24 protein-coding genes and 1 pseudogene are annotated in these 21,695 nt (G+C 42.7%); 6 read left to right on the forward strand and 19 right to left on the reverse strand.

Annotated elements, in window-relative coordinates:
* Positions 1-76: 76 nt before the first annotated feature.
* The 13 genes from fliR to fliF form a co-directional block, all read right to left on the reverse strand.
* Complete coding sequence (gene fliR, locus PSF11_RS14685; protein ID WP_004918654.1) at positions 77-859, reverse strand: flagellar biosynthetic protein FliR; 783 nt, start codon at positions 857-859, stop codon at positions 77-79.
* A gap of 2 nt (positions 860-861) precedes the next feature.
* Positions 862-1,131, reverse strand: coding sequence for a flagellar biosynthesis protein FliQ (gene fliQ, locus PSF11_RS14690; protein WP_004918656.1), 270 nt, complete (start codon positions 1,129-1,131; stop codon positions 862-864).
* Positions 1,132-1,140: 9 nt separating this feature from the next.
* The gene (fliP, locus tag PSF11_RS14695) at positions 1,141-1,884 is read right to left on the reverse strand and encodes a flagellar type III secretion system pore protein FliP (protein WP_014658072.1); all 744 of its coding nucleotides are present in this window, start codon (positions 1,882-1,884) and stop codon (positions 1,141-1,143) included.
* Between the two features lie 12 nt (positions 1,885-1,896).
* Positions 1,897-2,325: a flagellar biosynthetic protein FliO gene (gene fliO, locus PSF11_RS14700; RefSeq protein ID WP_004918662.1), complete on the reverse strand. Its 429-nt coding sequence runs from the start codon at positions 2,323-2,325 to the stop codon at positions 1,897-1,899.
* A 24-nt stretch (positions 2,326-2,349) separates the two neighbouring features.
* A complete protein-coding gene (gene fliN / locus PSF11_RS14705) occupies positions 2,350-2,766 on the reverse strand; it encodes a flagellar motor switch protein FliN (RefSeq protein WP_004918665.1) in 417 nt (138 codons plus the stop codon).
* A complete protein-coding gene (fliM, locus tag PSF11_RS14710) occupies positions 2,759-3,766 on the reverse strand; it encodes a flagellar motor switch protein FliM (RefSeq protein WP_004918669.1) in 1,008 nt (335 codons plus the stop codon). The genes fliN and fliM overlap by 8 nt, the downstream gene beginning before the upstream one ends.
* A gap of 5 nt (positions 3,767-3,771) precedes the next feature.
* The gene (gene fliL / locus PSF11_RS14715) at positions 3,772-4,254 is read right to left on the reverse strand and encodes a flagellar basal body-associated protein FliL (RefSeq protein WP_004918672.1); all 483 of its coding nucleotides are present in this window, start codon (positions 4,252-4,254) and stop codon (positions 3,772-3,774) included.
* A 165-nt stretch (positions 4,255-4,419) separates the two neighbouring features.
* A complete protein-coding gene (locus PSF11_RS14720) occupies positions 4,420-5,781 on the reverse strand; it encodes a flagellar hook-length control protein FliK (RefSeq protein ID WP_115113537.1) in 1,362 nt (453 codons plus the stop codon).
* On the reverse strand, positions 5,782-6,225 hold the full coding sequence (gene fliJ / locus PSF11_RS14725; protein ID WP_004918676.1) for a flagellar export protein FliJ: 444 nt from the start codon (positions 6,223-6,225) through the stop codon (positions 5,782-5,784).
* A gap of 10 nt (positions 6,226-6,235) precedes the next feature.
* Positions 6,236-7,600, reverse strand: coding sequence for a flagellar protein export ATPase FliI (gene fliI, locus PSF11_RS14730; protein ID WP_004918680.1), 1,365 nt, complete (start codon positions 7,598-7,600; stop codon positions 6,236-6,238).
* A complete protein-coding gene (gene fliH, locus PSF11_RS14735; protein WP_004918683.1) occupies positions 7,597-8,328 on the reverse strand; it encodes a flagellar assembly protein FliH in 732 nt (243 codons plus the stop codon). The genes fliI and fliH overlap by 4 nt, the downstream gene beginning before the upstream one ends.
* Complete coding sequence (gene fliG / locus PSF11_RS14740) at positions 8,321-9,313, reverse strand: flagellar motor switch protein FliG (RefSeq protein ID WP_036944176.1); 993 nt, start codon at positions 9,311-9,313, stop codon at positions 8,321-8,323. The genes fliH and fliG overlap by 8 nt, the downstream gene beginning before the upstream one ends.
* Positions 9,310-10,998: a flagellar basal-body MS-ring/collar protein FliF gene (fliF, locus tag PSF11_RS14745; RefSeq protein ID WP_004918690.1), complete on the reverse strand. Its 1,689-nt coding sequence runs from the start codon at positions 10,996-10,998 to the stop codon at positions 9,310-9,312. The genes fliG and fliF overlap by 4 nt, the downstream gene beginning before the upstream one ends.
* Positions 10,999-11,236: 238 nt before the next feature.
* Here fliF and fliE point away from each other — a divergent pair, with 238 nt between their 5' ends.
* Both fliE and PSF11_RS14755 read left to right on the forward strand, forming a co-directional pair.
* Positions 11,237-11,548, forward strand: a complete 312-nt coding sequence (gene fliE, locus PSF11_RS14750) for a flagellar hook-basal body complex protein FliE (RefSeq protein ID WP_014658077.1) — start codon at positions 11,237-11,239, stop codon at positions 11,546-11,548.
* A gap of 675 nt (positions 11,549-12,223) precedes the next feature.
* Positions 12,224-12,342 (forward strand): annotated as a pseudogene (locus PSF11_RS14755) (IS200/IS605 family transposase); the annotation flags it as partial.
* Positions 12,343-12,477: 135 nt separating this feature from the next.
* Here the strand turns inward: PSF11_RS14755 and PSF11_RS14760 are convergent.
* Positions 12,478-13,197: a YadA-like family protein gene (locus tag PSF11_RS14760; protein WP_036943751.1), complete on the reverse strand. Its 720-nt coding sequence runs from the start codon at positions 13,195-13,197 to the stop codon at positions 12,478-12,480.
* A 597-nt stretch (positions 13,198-13,794) separates the two neighbouring features.
* Here PSF11_RS14760 and def point away from each other — a divergent pair.
* Positions 13,795-14,298, forward strand: a complete 504-nt coding sequence (gene def, locus PSF11_RS14765; protein WP_004918698.1) for a peptide deformylase — start codon at positions 13,795-13,797, stop codon at positions 14,296-14,298.
* A gap of 40 nt (positions 14,299-14,338) precedes the next feature.
* Here def and fliT read toward each other — a convergent pair whose 3' ends face one another.
* Genes fliT through fliD form a run of 3 tightly spaced genes read right to left on the reverse strand, consistent with a single transcriptional unit; the run spans position 14,339 to position 16,543 of the window.
* Positions 14,339-14,728 carry a flagellar protein FliT gene (fliT, locus tag PSF11_RS14770; protein ID WP_004918700.1) on the reverse strand — a complete coding sequence of 130 codons (390 nt, stop codon included), beginning with the start codon at positions 14,726-14,728 and terminating at the stop codon, positions 14,339-14,341.
* Entirely contained in the window at positions 14,718-15,116 is a 399-nt protein-coding gene (gene fliS, locus PSF11_RS14775) for a flagellar export chaperone FliS (RefSeq protein ID WP_004918702.1), read from the reverse strand. Before fliS ends, fliT begins: the two co-directional genes overlap by 11 nt.
* 5 nt (positions 15,117-15,121) lie before the next feature.
* Positions 15,122-16,543 carry a flagellar filament capping protein FliD gene (gene fliD, locus PSF11_RS14780; protein WP_272682835.1) on the reverse strand — a complete coding sequence of 474 codons (1,422 nt, stop codon included), beginning with the start codon at positions 16,541-16,543 and terminating at the stop codon, positions 15,122-15,124.
* Positions 16,544-16,892: 349 nt separating this feature from the next.
* On the opposite strand from fliD, the gene PSF11_RS14785 reads away from it, so the two are divergent.
* Together PSF11_RS14785 and PSF11_RS14790 are read left to right on the forward strand one after the other, a co-directional pair.
* The gene (locus PSF11_RS14785; protein WP_072502179.1) at positions 16,893-17,975 is read left to right on the forward strand and encodes a FliC/FljB family flagellin; all 1,083 of its coding nucleotides are present in this window, start codon (positions 16,893-16,895) and stop codon (positions 17,973-17,975) included.
* 222 nt (positions 17,976-18,197) lie between these two features.
* Complete coding sequence (locus PSF11_RS14790; protein ID WP_042116490.1) at positions 18,198-18,926, forward strand: RNA polymerase sigma factor FliA; 729 nt, start codon at positions 18,198-18,200, stop codon at positions 18,924-18,926.
* A 152-nt stretch (positions 18,927-19,078) separates the two neighbouring features.
* Here the strand turns inward: PSF11_RS14790 and PSF11_RS14795 are convergent, their stop codons facing one another.
* Both PSF11_RS14795 and PSF11_RS14800 read right to left on the reverse strand, forming a co-directional pair.
* Positions 19,079-19,696 (reverse strand): bifunctional 4-hydroxy-2-oxoglutarate aldolase/2-dehydro-3-deoxy-phosphogluconate aldolase, encoded by a 618-nt coding sequence (locus PSF11_RS14795; RefSeq protein ID WP_004918711.1) that lies wholly within the window; start codon positions 19,694-19,696, stop codon positions 19,079-19,081.
* 2 nt (positions 19,697-19,698) lie between these two features.
* Positions 19,699-20,652 (reverse strand): sugar kinase, encoded by a 954-nt coding sequence (locus tag PSF11_RS14800; protein ID WP_004918712.1) that lies wholly within the window; start codon positions 20,650-20,652, stop codon positions 19,699-19,701.
* A 239-nt stretch (positions 20,653-20,891) separates the two neighbouring features.
* Between PSF11_RS14800 and kdgR the strand changes: the two genes are divergently transcribed.
* Positions 20,892-21,677, forward strand: coding sequence for a DNA-binding transcriptional regulator KdgR (gene kdgR, locus PSF11_RS14805; protein ID WP_036943757.1), 786 nt, complete (start codon positions 20,892-20,894; stop codon positions 21,675-21,677).
* The last annotated feature ends 18 nt before the right edge of the window (positions 21,678-21,695 follow it).

Below are 21,695 nucleotides of genomic sequence, written 5' to 3' on the forward strand. Positions count from 1 at the left end.
AGAACATAAGTAGGATGTTTCTATCCTACTTAATTATTTATGACCATGAATATTTCAATAATTCGCATCTTCTGAATCACCCTCCAAGTAACCCAAACATCAAGGATAGCTGCTCAAAAGCTTGATGAATCAGTCGTTCACTGTAACGAGGAAGAATCGAAATAATTAACCCAAGCATACTGATACCGATAGTTAGAGTCAGTGGAAAACCGACCACAAACACCGATAACTGCGGAGTCATTCGGTTAAGAATACCGAGAGCAAGGTTAAGTATCAGAAACAGCGTGATAAATGGTAATGCCAACATCAATCCATTAATAAAAATGCTACTCGCAAATTGAGCCAATGACCAAAAGCCATCTCGACTAAGAGGGGAAACTTGAATTGGGATCAATTCAAATGAGTGAATAAGAATATAAATTAACCATAAATGCCCATCAAATGAGAGAAAAAGCAGCAACATAATTAAATTTAGAATACGCCCCAAAATAGGCATATTTGGCCCACCGGTTGGGTCGAAGAACGTTGCAAAAGATAACCCCATCTGTAAACCAATCACTTCACCGGCATGGCGCACAGCCGCAAATGCCATCTGCATGGTCAGTCCAATAGCCACGCCAATCACGATCTGTTGTACGATGACCCATAACCCCATCGCTGAAAATAAGGGAATGTTAACGACAGGAAGTTGCGGAGAAACTATTAAGATTATAAAAAACGCTAAGATAACTCGTACCTTAGTAATGGATTGCTTTTCATTAAAAAAGGGCGCTGTACCAAACAGCGCTAAAAGGCGTATAAAAGGATAGAAACCTTGGCTTAACCAGAGTGTGAGTGTCTCACTGGTAATCGTTAACATGATTAGCCAATAATAAAGGGCAGATTACTGAATAGCGTACGCATATAATCCAGTAATAGGTTGAGCATCCAAGGCCCTGCAATAATAATTACCGCGATGACCGACAAAATTTTAGGGATAAATGACAGCGTCATCTCATTCACTTGGGTTGCAGCCTGCAACAAACTGATCGTCAACCCTGCAACGAGTGCCGCCAATAATAGTGGGGCCGCTAACATTAAGGCAATTTTCATTGCTTCAGTGCCCAGTGCCATAACCGATTCGGGTGTCATTGTGATCCCTTAATTAAAAAAGCTTTGTGATAAAGAGCCAAGTAATAATTGCCATCCATCAACCAGAACAAAAAGCATTAATTTGAACGGTAAAGAGACAGTGGCGGGTGGCACCATCATCATCCCAAGCGCCATCAAGACACTGGCAACCACTAAGTCAATGATCAGAAATGGAATGAAAATAGTGAAACCAATTTGGAATGCGGTTTTTAGTTCGCTAGTGATAAATGCAGGTACTAAAATCCGCATTGGAACATCTTTTGCCTCTTGGATCTCACCGACTTTGGCAATGCGTGCAAAAAGGGCCAAATCACTTTCTCGAGTTTGCCCTAACATAAAAGTACGAAAGGGGGCTGTGCCGCGTTCTAAAGCGGTTTCTAAACTGATTTTATCTTCACTAAATGGCTGATAAGCTTCACGATAGGCTTGGTCGGCAACAGGCGACATCACAAAAAATGTGAGAAATAACGCAAGGCCTAATAATACTTGGTTTGGTGGTGCAGAAGGGGTTCCAAGCGCATTACGCAGCAAGCCTAGCACAATGATAATGCGCGTAAAACTTGTCATCATCAATAACAGTGCAGGGATAAAACCCAGCAATGTTAGAAAAAGTAAGGTTTGGACAGGTAACGACCAACTTTGCCCACCATCGGGTAATGTTCGACTGATTACAGGCGGTAATGATGCTAGAGCTTGCATAGGCAGCATCAATAATAACGAAGCGATCATTGCTGGGGATTTCACAGAAAACATGAGCGCTTCCAGTTAGTTATAATTAGAGAGATTTGAAGCCGCATGGTTGGCGGCATCTTGTTTTTTCTTTAGGATAGACTGAAATGTGAGTGGCTCAGTCACTGAAGTGAGTGCAGTTTCATTTTTAGCTGGGCATTGATGGAGTAAATTAACAGATTGTGCCGTGACACCAAGCACCAGCCATTCGTTATTCATTTCAACCACAACAACACGCTCTTTATTGCCTAGTGAGCAACTCGATTTGACTTTTATTAATGAGGGTTTACCTAAATTTCTAGGCGCAAAACCAAGTTTTTTCACTAGCCAAGCACCGGCCAATATCAACAAAATGATGCCACCTAACGCCCCTGAAACTTGCACTAAACTATCGCTATTGCTAATCGCAGGGGATATTTGGCTGCTAGGTTGTTCGGTCTGGCTGATAAAAGGTGTTGTTTTCATTTCAGTCTAGTCTCCGCTGTCTTATTAACGACTTAAACGGCGCATACGCTCTGAAGGTGTAATGATGTCCGTGATACGGATACCGTAATTATCAGAAACGACTACAACTTCACCTTGTGCAATTAAGTAACCATTAATGAGAATATCCAATGGCTCACCGGCTAATCCATCGAGAGAAACGACAGAGCCTTGTGACAAACTTAATAGCTTTTTAATCGTCATTTTTGTGCGCCCCAGTTCGACAGAGAGGCGAACGGGGATATCCATAATAAGATTGATATCAGAAAGCTGATTGAGTGCATTTTGCCCATCAAGATTTGCAAACGCCTGTGCACCGGCAGAGGCGGATTCCGCTTTCTTTTGTTGCTCCAGTGCCTCAGCCCATAAGTCCTCACTGTCGTGATTGGTTGATGCATCAGGAGAATTCTTCGCCTCACTCATTGGTACTTTCCTCATCTAGAGTGTTTAAAACAGGGTTAATCAAATGTTCTACACGCAATGCATATTGGCCATTTTGGGTTCCGTATTGACTGGTCAACACAGGCACGCCATCAACACTAACGATGAGGCGATCTGGCTTCTCAATAGGGATAACATCCCCTTTTTGCAATTGCAGTAAGCGAGATATCCGCAGTGGAATATCGACAAAATTTGCGACTAGCTCTAACTCTGAGCGCTTGACTTGGGTGACTAAATTACTCACCCAAGCTTCATTTTCTTGATGTCCTTGCTCCACAGGTGGGTTAATCAACCGTTCACGTAACGGTTCAATCATGGCAATAGGGATACAGATACTGAATTCACCAATGGTATTTCCTATCTCGACTAAGAAAGGTGTCGTGACCACGATGTCATTAGGCGATGTCGTAATATTGGTAAACTTCACCTGCATTTCGGAACGAACATATTCCACATCAATATCAGCGATAGGCCTCCAAGCATCACGGTAAGCGCTTAATGCCAATTTCAGCATACGATGAATAATGCGCTGCTCGGTATTGGTAAATTCCTTGCCTTCTGAGCGAACAGGAAAACGTCCATCGCCACCGAATAAGTTATCGACCGCGATATACACCAGCGCAGGTTCGAATGTGAATAATGCCGTGCCGCGTAACGGTGGCATATGAATAAGGTTCAAGTTTGTAGGAACAGGTAAGTTACGAGCAAATTCATGATAAGGCTCGATTTTTATGCCACCAACAGTAATGTCAGGGCTACGGCGTAACATATTAAACAACCCCATACGGAATTGGCGTGCAAACCGCTCGTTAATAATTTCGAGTGATTGCATCCGCTCCCGAATAACACGACGTTGGGTATTCGGGTCGTAAGGGCGAACCTGCTCTTTGTCTTTAGGTTGTGTCGCTGATTCATTTGACGATGGTGCGTCATCATTGAGCAACGCATCGATTTCAGCCTGAGATAAAATATTATCGCTCATCTGAATTACCGCAAAATAAATGTCGTAAATAACACGTCGGTGATCTCCTGATCGTTTTCGCCGGGGATCACAGTTGGAGACAAAGTTTTTTTAATGGCTTGCATTAATTGCAATTTACCGTCATGAGTACTGAGTGCTTTCGGCTTCTGCTCTGATAGCAATAACAACAAACGGCTACGGACTTCAGGTAGAAAATCATGTAGTTGCTTGCGTGATTTCTCATTTGCTAATCGTAACGTGATATTGATATACAGAACCCGATCGGGGGATTCGTTCAGCCCCGGAAGGTTGACGGTAAAAGGTTCTAAATCCATAAAAATAGGTTGGGATAGCTTAGGTGATTTCTCTTCCTCATTAACTGAATTTGCCGTCTGTTGCGTTGTCCACCATGTATAACCACCAAAACCCGCACCGGCAATGGCGAGAAGGGCGAACAGCACGAGCAACCCTTTGTTTGAATTCTTAGATGTATTGCTTGAAGACGACATGTTAGCAAAATTCCTATTTATGAAGACCAAACCCACCTCGGGGTTTTTTACTTTGTTATCTTTAGCATTATGGCTTGATTGAGCCAGACTAAAGGGGGGAAAAACGAAACAAAAAGGGGGTAACTCGGCGCTTTAATTACGAAATCACCACCTCTCGTTTAAAAATTAAGCGAATGTATCGATCCCACCTCGTGTGCGAATGGTGGAAGTCGTCGGTGACACTGCCGCCATCTCAGTACTTGTCACGCTGCTAAGCGTTTGTCCGCCATACAGATTTTTTTCGTGACCTTGCTCTGAGTGCGTATCCGCATTCGATTGACCACTAAAGTTATCTTGCCCAACCGAGCCTTGAGCCAAATGGATGCCACTTTCTTGTAACGCATTACGTAAGATTGGCATCATGGTTTCCATCGCGGCACGTACTTGACTGTGAGGCGACACAAAATGCATAACGGCTTGGTTATCTTCAATGCGTAGGTGAACATTTAACGAGCCAAGCTCTTCCGGATGTAAGCGAATTTGTGCATGTGAGACTCCTTGGCGTGAGAAAAACAGCATATGTTGGTTCAATTGCTGTTGCCAGGCTTCACTGCCTAATGGTACTCCCGGCTGCATGGGGATAACGGGCACATTCGTCGAAATTATTTGAGAACTGTTAGGCAGCGGCGTTAAGCTGACAGTTTGAGTGGGTGATGAAGGTGCCATTTGAATGGCATCACTGCCCGTTGTCGGGGTAAATGCCCCTTTAATTAGGGCGCCGTTATCTGCCGTCGCAAAGGTAGGTACGATGGAGCTTGGTGCCTCTTTATCCGCCAGTTTTTTATTTAATGGCATAAAGTCTGAGGATAAGTTTTTGGTTAAGCTCTCGCGGCCTTCATTGAGTGAGAAAAGTGGTTGATCTTTACGCGGCTCTCGCTCATTTTTAATGAAAGCCCCTAATGATGGCGATTCTTCTTCGCCGGCTAATTGCATTTGAGCACTTAGGTCAATTGGCTCATCCATTGTTGCCATCGCCACCAACGAGTCATTTAAAGGTTGAGTTTTTTGGGCAAATGGCACTAAAGCCGCTCGCTGATCATCAGCAAATTTTGTTGTTGCTGACGACAGGGTTTGCTGATCAACGGCATTTTTCAGGTTAGCTAACCACACTTGCTCAACAGCGTCTGATTGTGCCAATAATTGCGATTGTAAAGCAGGTTGCTCGCTACCGTTGCGTAAGTGGCGGCTATAATTTAGTTGCTCAATTGCCTGCTCTGCTTGTTCCTTTTCTTTTCCCGTGGATGGCTCATGGGCTTTGGTTGTTAAACGCTCATCAGCACTTGTAGGCTTTTGATTAGCCTGCTTGTCCATCGTTGGTTCAGACGTAGACGCTTTTTGTGGCGTGGGTTGCTGGCTTTCCAACGCGGCTTGAAAAGGCACCACCGCCTCTTGGTTATCATCAGCACGTGATTGATTTGGCTGCGTATGGCCGTTTTTAGCGCCATTTGCTGCCGTAATGGCTGGAGAGCCTGTATTATTGACGTCCATTTATTGATTTCTCCGTAACATTGCGCGCTGAGCATATTCATCCATCTGCTTTTGCTCTAGGCGGTTTAAACGTTGGTTTTTAGTTTGCTCAGCACGTTGAATTAAAGTGTCGAATGCATTGACGCGTTGCTGTTTTTCTTGCCAATGGCGGTTAGCTTCGCTAACACGTTGCTCCCATAATGAAAGCTGTTGCTGCTGTTGCTCAATGGTGAGTTCTAATGTGACTAAAAACTGCTGGTAGTTTTGCCATTTATCAGCATCTATCCCACTGTGCAGTGTTTGGTTTAATTTTTGTCGATATTCAGCCTGATAGTTCTCTAACATATTGAGTTGTTGAGTCATTTGTACCTGCGTTTGTCGAACTTGGGCCAACACCTTTGCGGCTTCTTCAGAGGCCTCAACGGCTAAACTCAATAATGTATCTAACGCATTGTTTTTACTCATTTAACCCTCATTACTCATTTGGAACAGCATGCACCAATTGTTCGCAAGCACTTTGATAATCGCAGCGCTCATCAATGTCTTGTTGTAAAAACTTCGACATACGGGGGTAATATTGGATTGCCATATCTAACAGCGGATCACTGCCTGTTGCATACGCACCCACATTAATCAGATCGCGGTTGCGTTGATAACTGGAGGTGAGCTGCTTGAAGCGTTGGATTTGGCGATAATGTTGTTTATCAATTAACTCTGTCATCGCTCGGCTGATTGATGCCTCAATATCGATAGCCGGATAGTGGCCTGATTCCGCCAGTGATCTTGATAGCACGATATGCCCATCGAGAATGGCGCGGGCAGAATCTGCGATAGGATCCTGTTGGTCATCCCCTTCGGTTAATACGGTATAAAAAGCGGTAATAGAGCCACCATTTTTGCCGTTACCTGCCCGTTCGACTAATGCAGGTAATTTGGCAAAAACAGAAGGTGGATAACCTTTTGTTGCAGGAGGTTCACCGATGGCTAAGGCAATTTCTCGTTGAGCCATACTGTAACGGGTGAGGGAATCCATGATCAGCAATACGTTTTTTCCTAGGTCACGGAAGTACTCGGCAATCCGTGTCGCATAAGAAGCCCCTTGCATACGTAATAGTGGCGAGACATCGGCAGGTGCCGCAACCACAACGGCACGTTTTAAGCCCTCGGCCCCTAAAATATTTTCGATAAAATCTTTGACCTCACGACCACGCTCACCAATCAAGCCAACCACAATAATGTCAGCCTGAGTGAAACGCGCCATCATGCCGAGTAAAACACTTTTTCCGACCCCTGAACCTGCAAATAGCCCCATGCGTTGGCCTCGCCCAACGGTCAGTAAGGCGTTAATGGCACGTACGCCCACATCCAAAACACTATGGATAGGCGTGCGTTCTAATGGGTTAATAGGAGGCGTGATCAATGGCGCCCGTTGCTTGGCGTCTAATGGGCCTTTTCCATCGAGCGGTGTACCTTGCGCATCAAGAATGCGTCCTAATAGTTCATCCCCTAATGGCAACAAACGACTGGTTTGTCCATCATCACCGTTAGTTTGTGCATAGACGCGCGCGCCCGGCGCAATCCCTTCTAGGTCAGCAAGTGGCATCAATAGCATGCGTGGGCCATTAAAACCGACAACTTCGCAAACCACTTCGTCATGGCGATCGTTAATGGCTCGTTCGACAAAGCAGGTGGCGCCTAATGGCATCTTGATCCCTTCTGCCTCCATGACTAACCCGGTTATTTTTGTCAGTCGTCCATAGCGGCGTATCATTGGGATCCCTTTCATTCGGGATTCAAAACCTTCAAGTGCAGCAATCCAGCGACTCATTCGTACGGTCATGAGAGTGTCTCCGGCGCGTAGAGGCGGCATAGCTCTTGCCAGCGTGTTGCCACTGTCATATCGATTTCGCCATCTTCAGCGACGACACGACAACCACCAAGATGCAGCTTCGGATCGCCAACTAAGCGCCAGCCATTCAAATTCAGCAGCGAGCCTAAATGTTGCTCGATCAATGCTGTGTGAGCTGGGTTGACGTGTAGTTCAGGTTGCCCAGAAAACAGCGGTTTTTGCTGTAACAAATGGCTGATCTCTTCCAGCAAGGCCGTTCCATCACAAATGGTGGATTGACCGAGCACTTGTTTTGCGGCAGTTAAAGCAATTTGTAAAAGCTTAGTGGTGATCACCGTATCGAAACTATCTAATGAATAATGAAATTCAGATAGCAGCTTTTGCCATGTATCAATAATTGGTTGCTCTTGAGCCAGTGCTTGCTGGCGGCCTTGCTCTGCACCTTCGCGTTGGCCTTGCTCAAAACCAGCTTGATAGCCTTCTTTTTTACCTAGCTCATAACCTTGTTGGAAACCTGTTCGTTGAGCTTCTTCTTTTAAGTTATCAAGAATATTAATTTGTTCGAGTACCTCTTGGGGTTCAAGACATGGTACTGCTGGTTTGGTTGGCTCAGGGAGTTCCTCCGGTGAAGAGACACCGGAGGCGTTGAGATCCCATTGATTCAGTTCGCGCAACTGCCAAGGTTGCCATGCTTCTGGATTAATCGGGGATTTAGACATAGACATCGTCTCCACCACCGATGGTGATCTCGCCTTTTTCTGCTAGGCGACGGACAACCATAAGAATAGCTTTCTGCTCGTTTTCCACTTGAGACATGCGTACTGGTGAACGGGATTCCAAATCATCGCGCACAATTTCAGCCGCACGAACAGCCATATTGTTGAGGAAGTGGTCGCGTAGAGCTTGATTGCAGCCTTTGAGCGCAATAACCAGAGAGTCGTTGGAGATCTCTTGTAGGATGCGTTGAATACTGCGATTGTCGACTTCGATAAGGTTTTCAAATAGGAACATTTCATCAATAATGCGTTGTGCCAATTCACCATCGTAATCGCGCATTGCGTTGATAACGCTTTCTTCTTGCTGATTTTTCATTAAGTTAATAATTTCAGCCGCTGTTCTTACGCCACCCATTTTGCTGCGTTTGAGATTTTGTCCATCAAGCAGATTATTGAGGACTTCCGTCAGTTCTGCTAAAGCAGCAGGTTGCACACCACCAAAGGTTGCGATACGCAACATAATGTCATTGCGTTGACGCTCTTCGAACAGCTCTAAAACATCGGCCGCAAGGTTACGCTTAAGGTGAACTAATATGGTTGCGATAATTTGTGGATGCTCATCACGAATAATATCGGCCACAGTTTGTGGCTCCATATAGTTAAGACTTTCAATACCTGATGTGCTCTCTTGCTTATCGAAAATATCTTCAAGTAGGCTAGCTGCGCGCTCTTCACCCAGCGCTTTAACCAGTACCGAACGGAGATAATCATTGGTATTGATATTTAATGCCGCAAATTGAATCGCCGATTCTTCAAACTCAGTGAGCACTTCTGCTAACTCATTGTTAGAGATTTGGCGCATGTTTGAAACAGCCATACTTAGTTGCTGCACTTCTTTTGGGTTCAAATGCTTAAAGACCTCAGCGGCCTGATCTTCGCCGAGAGTCATTAGCATCACGGCACTTTTTTCGGTTCCACTTAACATTATTGTGCTTTTCCTAACCACTGACGGATAACCATTGCCACGACTTGTGGATCTTTTTCAGCCATTTCACGAATACGCTGACTTTGGATCTCTGCACTCACACGTTGGCGAGTTAAGCGACGACGGGTTTGCTCGTCCATATCTTCATTAATTTCTTCATCAACCACGAGAGGGGTTTTAGGCTGAGCCGCCACAAACACTTCTGCCGCCGATTGGGCTTGTTGAGTTTGACGATATTTCACCCATTGTGGTTTGACGCCGAAACGCCACATCAACCAAGCAATGATGGCTATCAAGATGATTTTGCCGTAATCCAACACTTGAGCGATAAATTGAGGGTTTTCAAGCATGGATGGTTGTTCTTCAACGACAGTATCGTTGGTAAACAATGAGTTAGTGATACTCAGTGAATCGCCGCGTGTGCTGGAATAGCCCATCGCTTCACGGGTTAACGACTCAATTTGCTGCATCATTTCTGGTGATAATGGTTTCATCTGTTGTGTGCCATCTTCACCATCTTGCGGTAAATAGTTGATGATCACAGCTACGGATAGTCTGTCGATAACGCCAATTTGACGTTGGGTATGGCTAATTTTGCGATCGACTTCGTAGTTTGTGGTTTCATCACTTTGTGAAAGGCTAGAGCCATTATTAGAAGGGCTATTTTGTGCCGAATTTGCACCTTTATTATCGGTAGAAATAGGGGCACTTGGCGCACTTGGTGGCTGATTAGATAGCGCACCTGGCACACCACCTACACCACTGGTATTGTTTTGCGAGCTTTGGCTATTTTGGCGAGAGCGTACGGCTGCGCTATTTGGCGTTTGATTAGGCTTATACTCTTCGGAGGTTTGTTCAACCTTCGAAAAATCCATTTGTGCCGTGACTTGGGCATGCACATTAGCGCGCCCCACTAAAGGCGAAATGATGTCTTCAATGCGCTGTTTTAGATGGGATTCCATCTCTTTGGTCATTTTAATTTGCGCATTGTTGGCAGATTGTTGGCTATTATCATTATTTGTGAGCAAGCGACCCGTTTGATCAACGATGGTCACGTTAGCCGCCGTTAGGCCAGAGACACTGCTTGATACCATATGGACAATTGCCGTGATTTGTCCTTCGTCTAGCATGCGTCCGGGCAATAAGCCGACGGTCACCGAAGCGGTGGGGAGTTTCTGTTCACGGACAAATAATGTCGGTTTGGGGATAGCTAAATGCACTCGTGCATTTTGAACAGGACTGAGTGATTCAATCGTGCGCGATAATTCACCTTCTAATGCACGTTGATAGTTAACTTGCTCACTAAATTGGCTAATCCCAAACTGCTCTTTATCTAATAGTTCAAAGCCTGTATTGCCACCTTTAGGTAATCCTGATTGTGCCAATTTCAGACGAAGTTCATGAACTTTTTCGGCGGGTACTAAAATTGCACTGCCGTTATCCGCAATTTGATACGGTACGTTCATTTGGGTTAATTGGCTGACAATATCACCGCCATCTTTTGCGCTGAGATTGCTTAACAATACACGATAATCCGGACTGCGTAGCCAAAGAAGTAGGGCGACAACGACGGCAATCGCTGCGGCGCCAGCAATCATTAATGGGATTTTTGGGGATGCTTTGAAGCGTGCTGCAATAGATGCAAACCCTTTTGAAGCTTCTCCCGTCTCTTTCGATGCGGCACTCATAGATATTCCCTGCCTTGCAGAATCAACAGATGAAAACACTTTTGGCGAAACAATGTTATTCCCTCTTCGTAACGTCACTTTTTTACGCTGCTATTATTGATGACTCTGATAAATCTAATGACGGAATCAGCCTATCATTTTGGTGTTATTTATCGGCTTCAAGTTAAAAAGGCTGTGTTAGGGTATGCAGCTATATAAAACAGCGATGGTTGTTCGCACAGACATTGAAGAGAAGAAAATGACAATCCAAGCAATTGAAGGGGTGTTGTCGCAGCTACAGACAACGGCATTACAGGCCGCAAACCATCAAAAACCGGTGGTTGAACCCGTTGGATTTGCCGATCATCTGGTTTCAGCGGTTAATCAAATCAATACCGTGAGAAACCAATCGGCAAAACAGATAGAAGACTTTACATTAGGTAAAAGTAATGTCTCGTTAAATGATGTTATGGTGGATATGCAAAAAGCCAGCTTGAGCCTACAAATGGGGATCCAAGTGCGTAATAAGTTGGTTGCGGCGTACCAAGAGGTGATGTCGATTCCTGTTTAGCAGTCGCCCTCGCTCGTCACCTTTTTCACCTAACGATGTTGTCCACACTCGTTCGCCCTAGTGACATGCTTATGTATGCTCCTAGGGTTTCTTGCCTTTGCTATTTTGTCGGAACACTAATGTTATAGCGCTAGCTTGCCACTGTTTGCACCCTCGTGTGTTGGCGACGCTCGCTCGCCCTCGTTACATACTTGTGTATGCTCCTAGAGTCTCTTTCTTTTATTACTTTGTTAGAGCACAAAAGTCATAGAGCTAGATATTGGGTCAATTATACCTTGCAAAAGAAGGCACAGAGGTATTGGCTCCGCGAGTGAAAAACTTAAATGGAACGTTACATTAATAAATTAAAGATAAGCTATGTCATCATATATTGGGTTGAGGGATTAATTTACGTGTTTTTTTAGACAACTACTCTGTTGATTAAATTGTTTTGAACATTTTTGGGGTGGATAAATAAATATTTTAACTGTTTCTTTTTACTTTCAATTAAAGCAGAAAGTTGAGAAGGCGCTCAGTAAATGGAAACAGTTCATTGTATATAGAAAACCCCAGCTAGGCTGGGGGGCCGTAAAGCTTTCAGCTTTGAATAAGATATAAAACCCCCTTTTGATTTGTTAAAACATCTTGCGGCCTGGCAACGGCAAGAGTCAAACAAGAAATCAAAAGGGGGTTCCAATGGGAGACGAAAAGAGCTTAGCGCATACACGATGGAATTTGCACCCAAATATGGAAGACAAGTTTTTCACGGTGAAAAACGTAGAGCGGTAGGCAGTATTTTAAGAAAGTTATGTGAGTAGAAGAATGTCAGAGCCGTTGTGCGCCTGTTAGGGCGCGGCAGGTAACAAAGCCTTATCGGCGCATATTAAAAACCTCCGGCTATGCCGGAGGATATTTTTTACTTAAGCATAAATATCATCAAAAATGATGAGTTACCAACCAATGGCGATACCTGCACCAACAACCGCACTATCGGCATTATTCCATGCGATAGAGCTACGCAGATTCAGATCCTTTTTTAATTGGTATTGTGCTCCAGCAGCAATAGCATTGCCATTACGGTAATGACCCAAGCCAATGCCAGCACTAAAACGTGTATTTAACGAATAAGGGATATTAGACATAGCCGCCACAGAAGCGATACCTGAGTTGGCCTGTTTTTCCATTTTAGTGATTTTTTTATCTAGCTGGGTAAAACGTACTTTATTGAAGGCTTGTGTGTTATCGAAATTTTGCTGGAAATGGGCAAACCTATTTTGATTTTCAGCTTGGATTGTACTGTGTTGTGAATCGAGTAACTCAAGCTTATTGTCTAAATCACGGTGATGCTCAATCAATCGGTTATCAATATAATCATTGTTAATATTAATCGACTGTTGGATCTTTTCATCAATCTCCGTGATCGTCGGCGTCACTTTTTTATCTTGTTTGATGAGTTGTTGATACACTAACTCTTCTAGGGTGGGTATTTCGATATTTTTTGCTTGTTCTGCCCTGTAATGTTTGAATAATTCAGCGGCTTTTTGGAACTCAGCTAGTGACTCAGCGACATCGAAGGCAACCTCTGTTGCGCTCGGAAATAGGGGGGCCGCCTGTGCTGAATGTGAAAGTGCTAATACCGCCATTGAACTCGCCAATAACGTTTTTTTCATGTTGATATCCTTATTAATGAAATAAACGCCTCTAATTTTTGCTTTTATTACATTCAAAAAGAGGCATTAATTTATATTAGAGTTAATGGCCACTTTTGAATATTCTAATATTACTCTCAATGATATCGTAAAAAGTGATTTGGTATGAATTAAGCGCGGTTTTATACACTTTATAAATGATAAAATAAAAGCAATATGCCATGATATTTTAATTTTACTATTATCATAAATAACGGAGATTAAAATATTAGCATTTTGAATGTATTTTCTGAGATAACGATTTTTATTAATTTATACTATTAATTAATCATATGGTTAAAACCTTAGCATAGTTAGGGTTGCTAAGCTGCGATGGGGCGACGATAAACGATGTAGCAATAAAAATAAACGGCTATTATTTTTAGTGTTTTTTTCTAGATAACATGTTATTTTTCTGTGAAATTATAGGGTGTTTTATTTTTAGGTTAACCTAGTTGATCTTGATGTGATTTTTTTAGCTAGTGGGTAATGCCATTTTTTGCATCTTATCGTCAATTTAAAAAGACGATAATGCGTAATAGTTTGAATAAAGAGTATGACAGATAGGATTTTTGAGATATGGCAGTAAGAGCTATTATTGAGATACCCGATGAGCGGTTACGCGTTAAATGTGACCCAGTCACCGACATTGCGGCAGCACAGCCATTAATTGATGATTTATTGGATACCATGTACAGCACCGATAATGGTATTGGCTTAGCAGCGACGCAAATTGGCGCAACATTATCGGTGATGGTGATTGATATTTCTGAAAACCGTGATCAGCCTATGGTATTTGTTAACCCTGAAATTATTGAAAGTGAAGGGGAAACGAGCTACCAAGAAGGTTGTTTATCCGTGCCTGAAATTTATGCTGATGTGGCACGTTTTAAGCGCGTAAAAGTTAAGGCGCTAGATAGAGACGGGAAGGCGTTTATCACCGATTCTGATGAATTTTTGGCGATTGTAATGCAGCATGAAATTGACCATTTGCATGGAAAGGTTTTTCTTGATCATTTATCGACCTTAAAACGCAATATGCTGTTGAAAAAACTAAAGAAACAGCAGCGTTTAAGACAGTAATCGATCCATAAGTGTCAGGTAGGCCGCCTGACACACATGGCTATTCAATGGGTTTTATTGTTATTGGCGTATCTGGCTCATTAAATTGGCCGTAGCTATTATTGAGTGCTCGTTTTTGGTCCAGTTGCTTCATTTCTTTACTTAAAAAATCTAAGTGCTGTTGTAAATGCGTTTTCGTGATCTGCTCGTTCTCAATAATTTGATGTAATAACCTAACCAACTCATCGGTGATGGGTTGGTGTGCTTCAAACTCATGAGTTAGCTGCGTTAAATTTTCGACGGCATAAACATATTCTGTTTCGTGGGCAACTAACTGTTCCCACTGTTGTGCTTCTGCGAGTGCGACTAAATTTTCACTTAATGCTAAGACATCACGATAGATTTCATATAAATCGGTAGGTTTTTTATTATTCACCTGGTTATCTTTCATCCACATTTGCCCCGATCTGTTGCCAAGCTGACGCGATATCGGAGAGTAATTGGTAAACTTCTTGGATATAAGCCACATTATTTTCAAGATTAGCATTTAATAGGCGCATGATCATATAGTCATAAAGACTTGCAAGATTATCGGCGATTTCACCTCCGGCCTCATGGTTGAGCGCCTGTTTTAGACCTGTGTCAATAATATCGATTGCTTTAGAAAGTTCTTTGCCTTTTGCAGCGATATTATTTTGTTGCATAAAAATTTCAGCACGTTTGAGGGCGCTTAACGCCCCTCGATAGAGAATGCTAATCAGTTGGTATGGGGTCGCATTGGCAATTTCACTTTCCAAATCGACTTGTTGGTAGGCTTGTTTTGCTTTTTGCTGATACATAATTATTAACCTAACAGTCTGCCTAATGAGTTACTGGTGCTATTGAGTGAATTCATCATTTTATCTAAATTTTGGAATTGGCGGCGGTATAAATCCATGGTGTTTTCAATCTGCTTATTAGTTTGTTCAATACGCTTATCAAGGCTTTTCTTTTGTACGCCATCAGTCGCGTTATGCAGTGTGCCTTCGCGGGCATCGAGGGTATCTTTTAAGAAATTAAAGTTCTCGGTTGCAAAGCCTGTCTCTTTACCATCCCCCATAAAGAAACTTTTGACGCTACCAGGATTCTCTTTTAACGCTTTTTCGAACTTTTTATCTTCTATCTCTAATGTGCCATCAACTTTTTGTGTGATCCCCATTTTATTTAATAAATTAATTTCACCACTATCTTGTGCTGAACGTATTTGAGTACGTAATTGGCTTTGAATTGTGCGTAATGTCGAATCACCGATAAGTGGACCATTGGTTTTATCTGGGGCGGTTCCTTTCGTTGTTGGCGTATATTTGGTCAATTCTTTGGCTAAATTCTGGAATTCGTTATAGGCGTCTACCCACGCTTTAATTTTTGCTTTAGCGGGCTCAATATCTTCAGAAATGATCAAATGGTCAGGTTTTTTGTCTTCACTCTCTTTTTTCAATGTCAAAGTGAGTCCAGGAAAGAGATCTTTTGCTTCATTGCTTTGTGATTCAAGTTCAAAACCATCAATATTTAGCAAGGCATTTTGCGGGGGAACTTTTTGCTCCATGCCGATGTTTTCTTTATCTTTTAAAACGACATTTCCACCACTGTCTAGTTCAGACTCAACATTCAGTATTTTAGCGAGCTCGTCATCACCTTCAACTTTGATATTAATACGGTGTTCAGTACCTTCTTTTTTGGAGGTAACGACAAGATGATAACGATTACTTTTATCTTTGATCACCGCGGCGGTGACCGTTTTATCTGTTTTATTGATAGCATCAGCGATTTCAACCAAAGAGGTGTGTTCATTATCAAGTTTGATAATAATGGGATCTTCTTCAGCAGGCTGAGTAATAGTGATAGTTCGCTCTGCGTTACCGTTACCTAATAATTTTTTATTATCATCATGGCCTTTAGTCGCAATAGTTTGTGCTTTCGCAAGTTGAGTGACTAGGACATCATGAACCCCAGCTACGGCCTTGCCATCTGTTTTAACGTCGAAGCTTTTATATTCACCGTTCACTTTGGTGGTGCTGATATCATTGTATTTTTTAAGATCTTCCGCCGCTTTTTTTAATTTTTCTAGAGATGACTGCATCTTACCAAAAGCGCTAATCTGTGCATCATAGCTGGCTTTTTGTGCCGTTAATGGCTCAAGGCGACGTTTTTCCATCGCTTCAAGTTGGTCCATTTGGTTATTTAAGTCTAAGTTTGCCCCGATACCGAGTGTCGATATACCAGCCATTGTTCTCTCCTAAAAAATTATTCTCATTTACAGGGTTATCGGCGAGAAGAACGGAAATCTTAGACTAAGTCGATAAATAATGATGGCAGGAGTTGACCCTACAAAACAGGGTATTTATCTCTATTGATAATCAATAATTTAAAATTTGCGGTTTATAAATTTATTTTGACAAAATAATTTACCGCTTGGAGCGGGGCGGTAGCTGGGTTTCTCGCTTTGAGATAAAAAATTTTTGTCGAAATCCCTAAAGCCCTTTTTTATGCCGCCGATAATGGTATTGCTGGCAACAAACTGTAAAGCCTAACAGATTGGCTAACTTTATTATTACGGAATAACAAGGACATATATTATGGCACAGGTTATCAACACTAACATCCTGTCTCTGACAACTCAGAACAACCTAAACCGTTCACAAAGCGTACTGGGTACTGCAATTGAGCGTCTATCTTCAGGTTCACGTATCAATAGCGCAAAAGACGACGCAGCAGGTCAAGCGATTGCTAACCGTTTCACTGCTAACATCAAAGGGTTGACCCAAGCTTCTCGTAATGCGAGCGACGGTATTTCAATGGCGCAAGTTGCTGAAGGCGCAGTTAACGAAATCAACGAAAACTTGCAACGTATCCGTGAACTGACTGTTCAAGCAGCTAACGGCAGTAACTCTGACAGCGATATCACTTCAATTCGTGATGAAGTACAACAACGTCTGGATGAAATCGACCGTATCTATCAACACACTGAATTTAACGGAACACAAATTCTAAATGGTGACACTGTTTCTTACCAAGTGGGTGCGAAAGATGGTCAAACTATCAGCATGGAAATGCAAAAAATGGATCTTGATACACTAGGTATCAAAGATTTCAAAGACAAAGTTGAGAAGGTTTCTGCGGCTGCAGCTGGTCCAAAAGAGCCAGCAGGTAAAGGCACTGCAATCACCGTAGATGCTGATAGCTATGCTGTTGGAACCGCTGGCGGCGCAAAAATTGATACTGCTGAAATTTATGCAGATAAAACAGATCCTGCTAAATTCTATATCAAAGATACAAAAGATAATAAATGGTACGAAGCGACTAAAGACACAACAACTACTTCAGGTAAAACTGAATATGTGAAAGGTACTGAGATCACTGGTCTAGGTGGCGGTACTGCTGCAAAATCTGACGCATTAGATACTTTAGATACTGCACTGAAAAATGTGGATTCATACCGTTCTAAACTGGGTGCATTCCAAAACCGTATGCAATCTACTATCAATAACCTGAACAACTCAGTCAACAACTTGAGTGCAGCACGTAGCCGTATCCAAGACGCTGACTTTGCAACAGAAGTGTCTAACATGAGCCGTGGTCAAATCCTGCAACAAGCAGGTACTTCAGTTCTGGCACAAGCAAACCAAGTTCCACAAGGTGTTCTGAGCCTGTTACGTTAATTCGTCACGGATTAATATCAGTGATTGAAGGCCAGACGTTGTTCTGGCCTTTTTGTTTATCATTCAGGCATCACATTATATATTCACAGTGTAATTGTCTTCGCTAAATTTATTTAGGTTAGGATAAATAGCACTAATTTACCTCATTACTCTACGGATTGAATTATTGTGCAGCTAGCATAATGAATACCTTTATATAAGTTTTAAAGGGTGATTCCGGTTGTGAGTGATTTGTATACTGCCGAAGGTGTAATTAATAAAAATAGCCTATGGGAGCGTTATTATCCCTTAATACGACATGAGGCCCTAAAATTACAAGTGAGATTGCCTGCGAGCGTCGATATTGATGATCTTATTCAAGCTGGCGGTATCGGGTTATTGCATGCGTTAGAGCGCTTCGATGCTTCTCAAGGAGCATCATTTGCCACTTATGCAGTGCAGCGTATTCGCGGCTCCATGCTAGATGAATTGCGCAGTCGAGATTGGGCACCACGTAGTGTGCGCCGACAAGCTCGTGAAATGGCTAAAGTCATTGGAGAATTAGAACAATCATTAAGTCGCAGTGCGACGGAAAGTGAAATTGCCCAAGCACTCAATATTGACGTTACAGAATACCGTCAAGCCTTACTTGATACCAACAACAGTCAACTTTATTCCTATGATGAATGGCATGAAATTCATGGCGAAAGCTGTGAGCCTGCTATTGATGAAAGTGATGGAGGCAATCCATTAAGTTTACTGATGGAGTCTAATCTACGCGCACAAATCATTGAGGCAATTGAGCAGTTACCAGAGCGGGAGAAACTGGTACTTACCCTCTATTATCAAGAAGAATTGAACTTAAAAGAAATTGGTGCAGTTTTGGAGGTCGGAGAGTCGCGAGTCAGTCAGCTCCATAGCCAAGCCATAAAACGTTTACGCGGTCGTTTAAAATCATTAACGGAGTCGTAGGCTATTTACGATTAAAAGAGCAGACAGGGAAGTGGCTAGCTAAAGGATGAGAGTATCAATAATGTGACTGTAATTTATTGCGTATTATCGCTACGCTTCTATAAGTTGGCGCTCTTGACTTAAGATAGTGTAAAGAGCGCCAGAGGCGTTGGTTAAAGGCTCGCAGCGTCAGCAATTAATTGGCCTAAAGCTTGCCAATTTTCATTATCGATCAGCTCATTAGGCACCATCCACGAGCCACCACAAACTAATACAGATGGTAGTGCTTTATATTCTTTGATATTTTTGGGGTTGATCCCACCCGTTGGCATAAAGTTAACAGGATAAACCGCGCTCATTGCTTTTAGCATCGCTACGCCACCAGAAGCTTCTGCTGGGAAAAACTTCACTGTGGTTAAATTAAATTCTAATGCCTGCTCAACTAAGCTTGGGTTATTGAGCCCAGGGATAATAATGACATTTTTTTGTTGGCAATAAGCGACGATTTTAGGGTTAAAACCTGGACTTACGATAAAATCCACGCCAGCGTCAATGGCTTGATCAACCTGTTGCGTGGTCAATACCGTGCCCGCCCCAATAAGGATTTCGGGGTGTGCTGCTCGCATATTTTTAATCGCTTGTACTGCGGCGGGAGTGCGAAAGGTGACCTCAGCACAAGGTAGACCATTTTCCATTAGCGCTTGTGCGAGAGGCGCGCCATGTTCCGCCTTGTTGATTGTGATCACTGGCACCACACTGATTTTTTTTAGTTTTTCGATTAATTGATTCATGTTTAGATCCCTTTGATATTGTTTAGCTCTATGATAGGCATCGCTTCACGCGGAATAATGGCGCCTCGGTGTTGGATCACGGTTCCTGCAAGTAAATGGCCTGTGCGAGCCGCTTCTTCAGGAGAGCCACCTAGAATTCGACAGGCAAGATAGCCTGCACTGAAAGAATCGCCAGCGGCGGTGGTATCAATGACGTGAGTCACTTTATTCGCAGCCACTTCGAATTGTTGATCGTGAATGATGATATAGCAGGGTTTTGCTCCGCGTTTAATAACGATCTCTTCAACACCCTGCTGCTGTGCACGTGCAATGGATTGGCTTTCTTGCTGATCACCATACAGCAGTTGCTCATCATCAAAAGTTAAAAATGCAATATCAGTCAGTGATAACATTTGTTGGTAGGCTTGCTGTGCCGCCTCGACAGAAGGCCATAATGCAGGGCGATAATTATTGTCAAAAATGACCTTAGCACCTGATTGGCGAGCCGTTGCTAACAGTGTAAACAGTAATTGGCGAGCGGGTTCAGGTAAAATGGCTAAGCTAATCCCACTTAGATAGATATATTGCTGTTGATTGAGTAATTGTTGAGTTCGCTCGGCGGTTTGCTCATTCAACCAAAATTTGGCCGCTGAGTTATCACGCCAATAAAAAAAACGGCGCTCGCCATCCTCTGATGTTTCAATTAAATACATACCGGGAAGGTGTTTTTCGGCGATCACGACATGGTCGGTATTGATCCCTTCGGCTTGCCAACTTTCTCGCATTTGTTGGCTAAAGGGGTCTTGACCAAGCCCCGTTAAATAGCGAGTGACAACACCTTGTTTGTGGGTTAAACGTGCAAGGTAGAGTGCACTATTTAGGGTGTCTCCGCCAAAAGTCTGCTTAAATAATTCCCCTGATTTTTGTAACTCAACCATACATTCGCCAATCACGGCAACTTGCAAAGCTGTAGCCATTTTTACCACCTATCGTTTTTATTTTTTATAACCGAATTGAGTCAAACCTCATTAGCTAACAGCATTAAAACCTATTTTTTAGACAAGTTCAAATAAAAATGAAACGCCGTTTTAAAAATATCAAATCACCGTTCTTGTTTTTCATGAAAGTGATCTTTATGCTGTTGAGTAAACATAAAGTCAGCACATCAAACCATCTGATATGGCTATCATATTGATTTGAATAAATAGGAAGGTGAATGGTGGATAAGGTCACGCAAACGGATGCCGTTTCGTCAGTAGTAAAAGTATTCAGTATTCTCAATGCATTAGGAGAACAAAAAGAGATTGGTGTGTCTGAGCTTTCACAACGACTGCTGATGTCAAAAGCGACTACCTATCGTTTCTTGCAAACCATGAAACAATTAGGTTATGTGGCACAGGAAGGGGAAGCGGATAAATATTCATTGACGCTTAAACTATTCGAGTTGGGTGCTAAATCTCTAGAGTATGTTGATTTAATTGAAATTGCTGATAAGGAGATGCGCCATATTGGACAGTTAACCCATGAAGCGCTGCACCTTGGTGCTTTTGATGATAATGCGATTATTTATATTCATAAAATTGATTCTAGCTACAACTTGCGCATGTACTCACGGGTTGGACGGCGTAATCCATTGTATTGTACTGCGATCGGTAAGGTGCTTTTAGCATGGCAGGATGAAGCAACAGTAACAGGTATTTTAGCGCAGATTGAATTCGTCAAAAAAACCGATACAACACTATTGAGTATTGAGGCGTTAATGGCTGAATTAGCGGTGGTGCGAGAGCAACATTATGCAGAGGATAGGGAAGAGCAAGAGTTAGGGCTACGTTGCATTGCTGTACCTATTTATGACCGCTTAGGGCATGTGATAGCAGGACTATCAATCTCCTTTCCTACAATTCGTTTTGATGAACAGCAGTTGGAATATTATATCTGTTTGCTAAAGGCTGCCGGACGTCAGATTTCAGAAAAAATGGGATACCACGCTTATCCGTCATAGTCAGGGTTTAAACCAGTT

It is taken from the genome of Providencia sp. PROV119, assembly GCF_028482435.1.
GTDB classification, from domain to species: domain Bacteria; phylum Pseudomonadota; class Gammaproteobacteria; order Enterobacterales; family Enterobacteriaceae; genus Providencia; species Providencia stuartii.

What these genes read in the sequence shown, in the direction of transcription:
- fliR (WP_004918654.1), bottom strand. Translation starts at nt 859, where the DNA reads ATGTTAACGATTACCAGTGAGACACTCACACTCTGGTTAAGCCAAGGT.
- fliQ (WP_004918656.1), bottom strand. Translation starts at nt 1,131, where the DNA reads ATGACACCCGAATCGGTTATGGCACTGGGCACTGAAGCAATGAAAATT.
- fliP (WP_014658072.1), bottom strand. Translation starts at nt 1,884, where the DNA reads ATGTTTTCTGTGAAATCCCCAGCAATGATCGCTTCGTTATTATTGATG.
- fliO (WP_004918662.1), bottom strand. Translation starts at nt 2,325, where the DNA reads ATGAAAACAACACCTTTTATCAGCCAGACCGAACAACCTAGCAGCCAA.
- fliN (WP_004918665.1), bottom strand. Translation starts at nt 2,766, where the DNA reads ATGAGTGAGGCGAAGAATTCTCCTGATGCATCAACCAATCACGACAGT.
- fliM (WP_004918669.1), bottom strand. Translation starts at nt 3,766, where the DNA reads ATGAGCGATAATATTTTATCTCAGGCTGAAATCGATGCGTTGCTCAAT.
- fliL (WP_004918672.1), bottom strand. Translation starts at nt 4,254, where the DNA reads ATGTCGTCTTCAAGCAATACATCTAAGAATTCAAACAAAGGGTTGCTC.
- PSF11_RS14720 (WP_115113537.1), bottom strand. Translation starts at nt 5,781, where the DNA reads ATGGACGTCAATAATACAGGCTCTCCAGCCATTACGGCAGCAAATGGC.
- fliJ (WP_004918676.1), bottom strand. Translation starts at nt 6,225, where the DNA reads ATGAGTAAAAACAATGCGTTAGATACATTATTGAGTTTAGCCGTTGAG.
- fliI (WP_004918680.1), bottom strand. Translation starts at nt 7,600, where the DNA reads ATGACCGTACGAATGAGTCGCTGGATTGCTGCACTTGAAGGTTTTGAA.
- fliH (WP_004918683.1), bottom strand. Translation starts at nt 8,328, where the DNA reads ATGTCTAAATCCCCGATTAATCCAGAAGCATGGCAACCTTGGCAGTTG.
- fliF (WP_004918690.1), bottom strand. Translation starts at nt 10,998, where the DNA reads ATGAGTGCCGCATCGAAAGAGACGGGAGAAGCTTCAAAAGGGTTTGCA.
- fliE (WP_014658077.1), top strand. Translation starts at nt 11,237, where the DNA reads ATGACAATCCAAGCAATTGAAGGGGTGTTGTCGCAGCTACAGACAACG.
- PSF11_RS14760 (WP_036943751.1), bottom strand. Translation starts at nt 13,197, where the DNA reads ATGAAAAAAACGTTATTGGCGAGTTCAATGGCGGTATTAGCACTTTCA.
- def (WP_004918698.1), top strand. Translation starts at nt 13,795, where the DNA reads ATGGCAGTAAGAGCTATTATTGAGATACCCGATGAGCGGTTACGCGTT.
- fliT (WP_004918700.1), bottom strand. Translation starts at nt 14,728, where the DNA reads ATGAAAGATAACCAGGTGAATAATAAAAAACCTACCGATTTATATGAA.
- fliS (WP_004918702.1), bottom strand. Translation starts at nt 15,116, where the DNA reads ATGTATCAGCAAAAAGCAAAACAAGCCTACCAACAAGTCGATTTGGAA.
- fliD (WP_272682835.1), bottom strand. Translation starts at nt 16,543, where the DNA reads ATGGCTGGTATATCGACACTCGGTATCGGGGCAAACTTAGACTTAAAT.
- PSF11_RS14785 (WP_072502179.1), top strand. Translation starts at nt 16,893, where the DNA reads ATGGCACAGGTTATCAACACTAACATCCTGTCTCTGACAACTCAGAAC.
- PSF11_RS14795 (WP_004918711.1), bottom strand. Translation starts at nt 19,696, where the DNA reads ATGAATCAATTAATCGAAAAACTAAAAAAAATCAGTGTGGTGCCAGTG.
- PSF11_RS14800 (WP_004918712.1), bottom strand. Translation starts at nt 20,652, where the DNA reads ATGGCTACAGCTTTGCAAGTTGCCGTGATTGGCGAATGTATGGTTGAG.
- kdgR (WP_036943757.1), top strand. Translation starts at nt 20,892, where the DNA reads ATGGTGGATAAGGTCACGCAAACGGATGCCGTTTCGTCAGTAGTAAAA.